Annotated in this window: 7 protein-coding genes, 1 tRNA gene and 1 rRNA gene; 6 read left to right on the forward strand and 3 right to left on the reverse strand. The window is 56.5% G+C overall.

Annotated features, from left to right (window positions below; genetic code table 11):
- Window positions 1–60: 60 nt before the first annotated feature.
- The 3 genes from MON38_RS17785 to MON38_RS17795 all read right to left on the reverse strand — a co-directional run bounded on the left by MON38_RS17785 (window position 61) and on the right by MON38_RS17795 (window position 2,429).
- Window positions 61–777 carry a ClpP family protease gene (locus tag MON38_RS17785; protein WP_277881541.1) on the reverse strand — a complete coding sequence of 239 codons (717 nt, stop codon included), beginning with the start codon at window positions 775–777 and terminating at the stop codon, window positions 61–63.
- A gap of 159 nt (window positions 778–936) precedes the next feature.
- Complete coding sequence (tig, locus tag MON38_RS17790; protein ID WP_241937497.1) at window positions 937–2,259, reverse strand: trigger factor; 1,323 nt, start codon at window positions 2,257–2,259, stop codon at window positions 937–939.
- 88 nt (window positions 2,260–2,347) lie between these two features.
- Window positions 2,348–2,429, reverse strand: a tRNA-Leu gene (locus tag MON38_RS17795).
- A 138-nt stretch (window positions 2,430–2,567) separates the two neighbouring features.
- On the opposite strand from MON38_RS17795, the gene MON38_RS17800 reads away from it, so the two are divergent.
- From MON38_RS17800 to MON38_RS17825, 6 genes are all read left to right on the forward strand, one after another.
- Window positions 2,568–4,766, forward strand: coding sequence for a RelA/SpoT family protein (locus tag MON38_RS17800; protein ID WP_241937498.1), 2,199 nt, complete (start codon window positions 2,568–2,570; stop codon window positions 4,764–4,766).
- 3 nt (window positions 4,767–4,769) lie between these two features.
- Window positions 4,770–5,102, forward strand: a complete 333-nt coding sequence (locus MON38_RS17805) for a CHY zinc finger protein (protein WP_241937499.1) — start codon at window positions 4,770–4,772, stop codon at window positions 5,100–5,102.
- 231 nt (window positions 5,103–5,333) lie between these two features.
- Window positions 5,334–5,813 carry a Fur family transcriptional regulator gene (locus MON38_RS17810; RefSeq protein WP_241937516.1) on the forward strand — a complete coding sequence of 160 codons (480 nt, stop codon included), beginning with the start codon at window positions 5,334–5,336 and terminating at the stop codon, window positions 5,811–5,813.
- On the forward strand, window positions 5,810–6,160 hold the full coding sequence (locus tag MON38_RS17815) for an STAS domain-containing protein (RefSeq protein ID WP_241937500.1): 351 nt from the start codon (window positions 5,810–5,812) through the stop codon (window positions 6,158–6,160). The genes MON38_RS17810 and MON38_RS17815 overlap by 4 nt, the downstream gene beginning before the upstream one ends.
- Window positions 6,161–6,370: 210 nt before the next feature.
- Entirely contained in the window at window positions 6,371–7,639 is a 1,269-nt protein-coding gene (locus MON38_RS17820) for an adenylosuccinate synthase (protein ID WP_241937501.1), read from the forward strand.
- Between the two features lie 1,150 nt (window positions 7,640–8,789).
- Window positions 8,790–8,994 (forward strand): 16S ribosomal RNA (locus MON38_RS17825); the annotation flags it as partial.

The following is an 8,994-nucleotide window of genomic DNA, read 5'->3' on the forward strand; positions in this document are numbered from 1 at the left end:
TTTCTAAAGAAATCGGCTACAAAATCCGAAAAATTCGCCGCCAATCCGACGAAGCCGGGTTTAGGCTTTTTTCTTCTCCAGCACTTCGTCAATCAGGCCGTATTCCTTGGCCTCATCGGCGCGCATCCAGTAGTCACGGTCCGAGTTGTCGTGGATTTCCTGGTAGGTTTTGCCGGTGTGCTGCGCCAGAATGTCATACAGCTCCTTCTTCAGCTTCAGGATTTCGCGAGCCGTAATTTCAATGTCCGACGACTGCCCCTGCGCGCCGCCCGAAGGCTGGTGAATCATCACGCGGGCATGGGGGAGGGCCGAGCGTTTGTTTGCCGCGCCGCCAGCGAGCAGCACCGCGCCCATAGAAGCCGCGAGGCCGGTGCAAATCGTGGCCACGTCGGGGTTCACGTACTGCATCGTGTCATAAATACCCAGGCCGGCATACACCGAGCCGCCGGGCGAGTTGATGTAGAGCAGGATGTCCTTTTTGGCATCGGCCGATTCCAGAAACAGCATCTGCGCCGTCAGGATGTTGGCGATATAGTCGTCCACGGCCGTGCCCAGGAACACGATGCGGTCCATAATCAGGCGCGAGAACACGTCGATTTCGCGGAAGTTCTGCGGACGCTCCTCGATGACCGAGCGGGTCATGTTGGTGGGCAGCATCATGCCGTTGCGCACCTGGCCTTCCATGTGGTTCAGGTACTGGTCCACGCCCAGGCCGCTCAGGCCCTGTCCTTTCACCGCGAACTTGCGAAACTCTTGTCTATTCAGTAATGGATTCATGAGAGAAAAATGGAGCGCCGGCCGCAGCCTGCGCGAGTGAGGTATGAGGTTAGAAAGACGAGCGAAGAAAGCGAATGTTGTTGGAACCCCAACGAAAAAGCCCCTACGTCTCCGTAAGGGCTTTTCCAAAAACTGGTCTGCGTGGTTCAGCGCGAGAGCTTAGCTATGCAGGGTCCGGAATTCTTCGGCCGTTACGGGCTTGTCCGTAACAACAACTTTGCCGCGCAGGTTTTCCAGCACTTTCTCTGCCAGAATGGCCTCGTACTCGTTCACGTAGTTTTTGCCGTTCTCCTGCTTCAGGAACTGGTCGGCGTAGCTGCGCATCGATTCGCGCATCTCGTCGGGCATGTTGGGCATGTTGAACTGACCCATGATTTTGTCGAGGGTGCGGTTCACAATCTCGTCGTTGCTCACTTTCAGGCCGGCGTCTTCCACCACCTTGTTGCGAATCATGCTCCACTTCAGCTCCTTCACGTAGTCATCGTAGTGCTCTTCCACCAGCTCGGGCGTCAGCTTGCCCTCGTTGGCGCGCACCAGCCACTTCTTGAAAAACTCCGTGGGCACCTTGATGTCGGTTTTTTCCACCAGCTGCTGCACAATGCTGTTGTTCATTGCGCCTTCGCTCTCGCGGTCGTAGTTCTGCTGGATGGTTTCGCGCACTTTGGCATCGAATTCCTCCTGCGAAGCCACGGCCTCGGGGCCGAATACTTTGTCGAACAGCTCCTGGTTCATTTCCGGGGCGGCCGTGCGGTTCACCTTCTCCACGCTCAGCTCGTAGTTGCCGGTCGCCTCAGCAGCTTCGGCTTTGCTCAGGCCGGTGAAGTTCGAAATCGAAGCCGCATCGTTGCTGAAAGCAGCTTGCAGGTCGAAGTTCACCACATCGCCAGCCTTCTTGCCGATGAACTGGGCCTGGTCGCCGGTTACCTTGGCGATGGGCAGCAGAATGGTGCGGCCTTCGCCTTCTTCGCCTTCCTTCTTCAGCTTGCCAAACAGGTAGTCGCCAGCTTCCGACTCGTCGGGGTTGGTCGTTTCGCCGTACTGACGGGCGATTTGCTCGTTGGTCTGGGCCAGCGTCTCGTCGTCGAGGCTCACTTGGTGACGCTCCACGGCGAGGTCGGCGGGCAGCGTAAAGTCGGGCAGCAGGCCCAGCTCAAACTGGAATGCGAAGTCTTTATCTACGTCGAAGTCGACGTTGCTCGGCACGGGCAGGGGCTCGCCCAGCAGCTTAATGTTGTTCTCCTTAATATAGGAGTCCACGGCTTTGCCCAGCATTTTGTTGATTTCCTCGCCCAGAATGCCTTTGCCGTACATCTTGCGGACCATGCCCACGGGCACCATGCCGGGGCGGAAGCCCTTCACCTGGGCGCGCTTGCTGTACTCTTTGATTTGCTTGTCGACGGTAGGCGCGTAATCGGCTTCGGTCAGGTTCACGGTCAGCAGCCCGGTCAGCTGCTCGTCGTTCTTGTCGAGAGTAATGTTCAAAACAGGGAGCCAGCTGCTGCCGGCCAGATTGAAAGGTTGAAAAAAAAGCCTCCAGCCTATACGACTGAAGGCCTGCATCAAATAAAAGTGCGGATAGAGGGACTCGAACCCACACGCCTTGCGGCACCAGATCCTAAGTCTGGCACGTCTACCAATTTCGCCATATCCGCATATGGTGCCGCACGCCGATTGCTACGGGCCCGCAAAGGTACTCGGGAAAACCATTGCATGCAAAGGATAGGTATAACTGCTGTCAGAAGTGCTTTCGGAGCCACCTTTTCCGCCCCGGCGTTGTTACTTTACCCATTATGCCTCCCGTTATCTCTCCCGAAGCCGAGCGCCAGGAAATCCTGCGCCATTACCGCCGCCTGCTGCGCACCGCCAAGCCGTATCTGAAAGACGGTGACCCCAAGCTCATCAAAAAGGCTTTTAATCAGAGCCTGGAGGCACATAAGGAGATGCGTCGCAAATCGGGCGAACCCTATATTCTGCACCCGCTGGCGGTGGCCCAGATTGCGGTGGAGGAAATTGGGCTGGGCACCACGAGCATCGTGGCCGCGCTGCTGCACGATGTGGTGGAGGACACGCCCACCGAAATTTCGGATATCGAGCGCGAGTTCGGTACCAAAGTCGCCCGCATTATTGATGGCCTGACCAAGATTTCGGGCGTCTTCGAGTACGGCACGAGCGAGCAGGCCGAGAATTTCCGCAAAATGCTGCTCACGCTGAGCGAGGACGTGCGCGTGATTCTCATAAAAATTGCCGACCGCCTGCACAACATGCGGACGCTGGATTCGATGCCGCGCCACAAGCAGCTGAAAATTGCCTCGGAAACGCTGTATCTGTACGCGCCACTGGCCCACCGCCTGGGTCTCTATACCATAAAGAGCGAGCTGGAGGATTTGTACCTGAAATTCACGGATACGGAGACGTACAATGAGCTCAAGGCCAAGGTGCGGCAGAGCCAGGCGGCGCGCAACCGCTTCATCAAGGAGTTCGTGCAGCCGATTGATGAGGAGTTGAAGGCACAAGGTTTCGATTATGAAATTAAGGGCCGGCCGAAAAGCATCTATTCCATCCTCAAAAAGATTAAGAAGCAGAACATCACCTTCGATGAGGTGTACGACCTGTTTGCCATTCGCGTCATTCTAGACGTGCCGCCGGAGCAGGAAAAAGCGGCCTGCTGGCAGGTTTACTCCATTGTTACGGACTTCTACCAGCCCAACCCGGACCGTTTGCGCGACTGGGTTTCGACGCCGAAAGCCAACGGCTACGAAAGCCTGCATACCACTGTGATGTCGCGCGCTGGCCAGTGGGTGGAGGTGCAGATTCGTTCGCGCCGCATGGACGACATCGCCGAGAAAGGTTACGCCGCGCACTGGAAGTACAAGGACACCGGCAGCATTCAGCCCGAAAGCTCGCTCGAAGGTTGGGTGAACAAGGTGCGCGAAATGCTGGAATCCAACAATTCTAGCGCCTTGGAATTCATGGACGAATTCCGCCAGAACCTGTTTGTGAAGGAAGTGTACGCCTTCACGCCCAAGGGCAAGCTGGTGATTCTGCCCGACAAGGCCACGGCGCTGGATTTCGCCTTCGACATTCACTCCCAAATCGGTATCCACTGCCTTGGTGCTAAAGTGAACCAGAAGCTGGAGCCGCTCAGCTACCAGTTGCACAACGGCGACCAGGTCGAAATCCTGACTTCGCACAAGCAGCGCCCCACGGCCGAGTGGCTCAACTACGTCATCACGACCAAGGCGCGCTCGAAAATCAAGGATTTTCTGCGCGACGACAAGCGCGCCAAGGCCGAGGACGGCCGCTTCATCCTCGAAAAGCGGCTGGAACTCATCGGCGTGCCCTTCACGCAGGACAACTTTAACCGCCTGCTGGCCTATTTCAACGCGCCCAGCGCCCAGGAATTTTATTACCGCCTAGCCGTGGGGCAGATTGATGGCCGCGCCATCCGCGAGTCGCTTTTCACTTCTGAAAAGCCATTGCCAGCCGTACTTGAGCCCAAAACGTTTGACAACGAAGTCCAGAAAATCCGCGGCGTGAAACCGGATATGTTGGTAGTAGGGGAGCACACCGACAAGTTCAACTACAGCATTGCCCGCTGCTGCAACCCCATTCCTGGCGACGACGTGTTCGGCTTCGAAACCGACCAGGGCCTCATCATCCACCGCACTAGCTGCCCCCGCGCCGTCGACTTGATGTCGAACTACGGCAACCGCATTGTGCGCGCCAAGTGGACCGACCAGCTCGAACTCGCTTTCCTCGCCGGTGTCCGCCTCAAAGGCTCTGACCGCGTGGGCCTCGTCAATGACGTCACGCGCATCATCAGCACCAGCCTCAAGGTGAACATGCGCTCCATCACCATCACCGCCGACGACGGTTTCTTCGAAGGGCAGATTATGGTCTTCGTCAATGACACCGACCACCTCAACAAGCTCATCCAGCGCCTCAAAAAAGTCGACGGCGTGCTCCAGGTCGAGCGGTTCGATTCCTAATCCGTGAAAGGCGCTGAACCCATCACCATCCATGGCACCGAGGTAAATGCGCGCACCCAATGCGCCCACTACCACTCCGAGCGCGACATCATCGCCATCCAGCACAAATGCTGCGGCGAGTTCTACGCCTGCATCCAGTGCCACAATGAGGCCGCCGACCATCCCGCCCAGGTCTGGCCCAAAACCGAATTCCAGACCCAAGCCATCTACTGCGGAAATTGCCACCAAACTTTAAGCATCTCCAGTTACTTAAGCTGCAACAGTATCTGCCCGCACTGCCAAGCTGCTTTCAACCCCGGCTGCGCCAACCACTACCATCTCTATTTCGAGCAATAGCTGCATATCTGCGCCATCTCGGCTCTCCTCTTCTTAAGGAGAGCGCAGAGGGTGAGGTGACTTGCCCGGCCGCCGTACCTTTGTCCCGCCGACTTACACCTTATATATACAGTGAGTAAATCCCAAACCGTCCCCGCCAACCTCGTTGATGAAGCAGGGCAGGGGGTAGGCGGCTCTTCCGAAACCGGCTACGCCGCCAAGCACACCCCCAGCCCCGCCTCCGAAGCCCCCCTGAATACCGACAAGCTCGAAGAAGTCAAGAAGCTCTTCACCGCTCACCTCGAAAACAAAGGGCTCCGCAAAACCGGTGAGCGTTACGCCATCCTTGAAGAAATCTACGCTCGCTCCGGGCACTTCGATGTCGAAGAACTCTACGCCGGCATGAAGGAACGAGGCCTGCAAGTAAGCCGCGCCACCGTGTATAACACGCTCGACCTCTTGGTCGAACAAGGCCTCGTCAGCAAGCACCAGTTCGGCCGCAACCTCGCCCAGTACGAAAAGAGCTACGGCTACCGCCAGCACGACCACGTCATTTGCACCGAATGCCATAAAGTGGTGGAATTCTGCGACCCCCGCATCCACGGCATCCAAACCATGGTCGGAGACCTGCTGAACTTCCATATCTTGCACCATTCTTTGAATCTTTACGGCATCTGCGGCGACTGCCGCGCTAAGGCTGAAGCCGCCGCCCGCCAGAGCAACCCCTCATGACCACAACCAGCACCGTCCAAAACGGCATCCTCCTCATCCGCCTTTCCGGCGACCTCATCGGCAGCCCCGACACCGACCAGCTCCTGCAAACGGTTAACAGCCACCTCGGCGAAGACCTCACTCACTGCGCCATCGACCTCTCCGAAATCCGCTACATCAACAGTACGGGCATCGGCGTCCTGGTCTCGCTCCTCACCAAATTCCGCAGCCGCGGCGGCGAGCTGGTCCTCATCAACCCCGCCGACCACCCCAAGAAGATGCTGGCTATCACGAAACTAAACAACATCTTCACCGTTTCGCCCGACGAAGCCACCGCCCGTCAACAGCTAACCCCGGCCGCCATTTAGGCGGCCGTTTTTTTGTCCTTTTGGTACGTTGTCTGTCATCCTGAGCGGAGCGAAGGACCCTATCAAGTAAGAACAAGCAATAATCTAGACTCTTAATACCAACCACCTTAATAACAGCTCTCCCAAGAGCTTTCCACCTCGTCAGTCTCCATTCTCCTTTTCGGAGAGGGGCCGGGGGAAAGCGCTTCGGTCGGGCGACCCTCAACCACCATGCCAGTAGACGTATTAGTAGGCCTCCAATGGGGCGATGAAGGCAAAGGCAAAATCGTAGACGTCCTCGCGCCGACCTACGATGCTGTAGCCCGCTTCCAGGGTGGCCCCAACGCCGGCCACACCCTGTTCTTCGACGGCGTCAAGCACGTCCTGCACCAAGTTCCCAGCGGCATTTTCCACCCCCACATCCTCAACATCGTCGGCAATGGCGTCGTCCTCGACCCCATCGTCTTTCGCCAAGAGCTCCAAAAACTCACCGATAGAGGAATTGACTGGTCTAAAAACCTCTACATCTCCAAAAAAGCCCAGCTCATCCTCCCGTCGCACCGCGCCCTCGACCGCATCAGCGAAGAAGCCCGCGGCAACACCAAAATCGGCAGCACCCTCAAAGGCATCGGCCCCACCTACTCCGATAAAATCGGCCGCATCGGCCTCCGCGTCAGCCATATCCTCCTGCCCGATTTCCAACATCGTTACCAGGAAGCCGTCGCCCAGCACGCCGCCATCGCCGCCCACCACCATAAGCAGCTCGAAATCGAAGCCCTCGAAGCCGACTTTTTCTCCGCCGTCGAATTCCTGCGCACCCTCCAACTCATCGACACCGAATACCTCCTCAACGACCTCCTCGCCCAAGGCAAGCGCATCCTCGCCGAAGGCGCCCAAGGCTCCCTCCTCGACATCGACTTCGGTTCCTACCCCTACGTTACCTCGTCCAGCACCATCGCCGCCGGCGCCTGCACCGGCCTCGGCATCGCCCCGCGCCACATCGACAAAGTCTACGGCATCATCAAAGCCTACAGCACCCGCGTCGGCAGCGGCCCTTTCCCCACCGAGCTCCACGACGAAGTCGGCGAACAAATCCGTCAGGCCGGCCGCGAGTTTGGCTCAACCACCGGCCGCCCCCGCCGCACCGGCTGGATAGACCTGCCCGCCCTCCGCTACGCCATCATGCTGAACGGCGTCACCGAGCTCCACCTCATGAAAGCCGACGTCCTCGACGGCTTCACCGAAATCCAGGCCTGCACCCACTACCGCACCGCCACCGGCGCCAGCACCCCCCAACTCCCCGACCCCGGCGAGCTCACCACCATCACCCCCGAGTACATCACCCTCCCTGGCTGGAATTCCGACCTCACCACCCTCACCGACGCCGCCCAACTCCCCCCCAACCTCGTTGCTTACCTCGAATTCCTCGAAAAGGAGCTGCAAGTCCCCATCAGCATCGTCAGCGTCGGCCCTGACCGCGTCAGCACCTTGCACCGCTAAACACGAAACCCGGCCACCGCTACCGTTTCTCGCTGCTGCTTCCAGCCCCGCATCCCTCCCCAGCCGCACGCTAGAGCCGGATGCGGGGCTTTTGCCTAGAAAAAGCCTGTTCTCGTCATTCCACTCATCTCAAAACCCTGTCACCACAAACATGCCTGCCCCCAAAACCACTCATCATTGAATAAGAGGGTAGGGGGGAAGAGGCCCAATCCAACCAGGTTGCTGACCCCAAACCTCCACTCATAACGCCCATCCCACTCTATCCAGCAAGCATCCCATCCAAGCACCAATATGTCAAACGGTACCTTTTCACCCCAAATCAGCCCACATTTGAAGCCTATTCGCCAGCACGGTTGAATTTTTTAGCCGCATCAATCAGTTACTTACAACCCTAATTCAGCTATTTCGTAAAAGCCCCCTTGCCGCCCCGAAAACTCCCCCTACCTTTGCAGTCCCGAAACGTCAAACGGACCAACGGAAACATCAAAAGCACCCGCTTCGGTACCAAATTGAAAGGTCGGGAACTCCCGCGAAAAGCAGTTTGTCTTACCCACCGCGGCCAGTCGCAAGCGTCAAGATTTATTTCTCGAATAGCTTGCACCGGCGAAAAAAGCCACCGTACCTTTGCAACCCGCTTCAACCGGAAGCGACCAGAATTTGAAAATCGACGCGAAAAGATTCTAAAAATTTTTCGCCAAAAAATTTGAAAGTCAAAAAAATCAACTACCTTTGCACTCCCAAAACGAACAGAGGTAACCGTAACCCAGTCTTAAAACACTGACTTACAAACAAAAAAGCTGCTTTAAACGAAAGTAGTAGATTTGAAAACTAAATCGAAAAACAGAAAGATTTTCGAAAACAAGTTGCCAAATCAAAATTAGTTTCTACCTTTGCACTCCCAAAACGAACAAAGGCGGACAATGCCAACCCCGGGTTACACCACCGACCCACACTGACGCTTCAAATGGAAGCATCACACGTTCTTTGAATGACGGAAATAGACAAAATAGTAAGTGTTCCACTTGCTGCTTCTTCTTCGGAAGAGACACAGTGAAACAAACCAAGCGAAACGAATTTGACCATAATGTCAATATGTGAGCAAGGTCAGCACTCGACATCAGCCCCTCTTCGGATGGGTGTAGAACATTTTACAATGGAGAGTTTGATCTTGGCTCAGGATGAACGCTAGCGGCAGGCCTAATACATGCAAGTCGAACGGTGGCAGCAATGCCATAGTGGCGCACGGGTGCGTAACGCGTAACCAACCTACCCGAATCTGGGGGATAGCCCGCCGAAAGGCGGATTAATACCGCATAAAACTGCAGTGTGGCATCACATAACAGTTAAAGATTTAT

Source organism: Hymenobacter cyanobacteriorum, from assembly GCF_022631375.1.
Lineage (GTDB): Bacteria > Bacteroidota > Bacteroidia > Cytophagales > Hymenobacteraceae > Hymenobacter > Hymenobacter cyanobacteriorum.

Bases quoted from the DNA above. Each gene is read 5' to 3' on its own strand.
- MON38_RS17785 (WP_277881541.1), bottom strand. From the start codon at position 777: ATGAATCCATTACTGAATAGACAAGAGTTTCGCAAGTTCGCGGTGAAA.
- MON38_RS17800 (WP_241937498.1), top strand. From the start codon at position 2,568: ATGCCTCCCGTTATCTCTCCCGAAGCCGAGCGCCAGGAAATCCTGCGC.
- MON38_RS17815 (WP_241937500.1), top strand. From the start codon at position 5,810: ATGACCACAACCAGCACCGTCCAAAACGGCATCCTCCTCATCCGCCTT.
- MON38_RS17820 (WP_241937501.1), top strand. From the start codon at position 6,371: ATGCCAGTAGACGTATTAGTAGGCCTCCAATGGGGCGATGAAGGCAAA.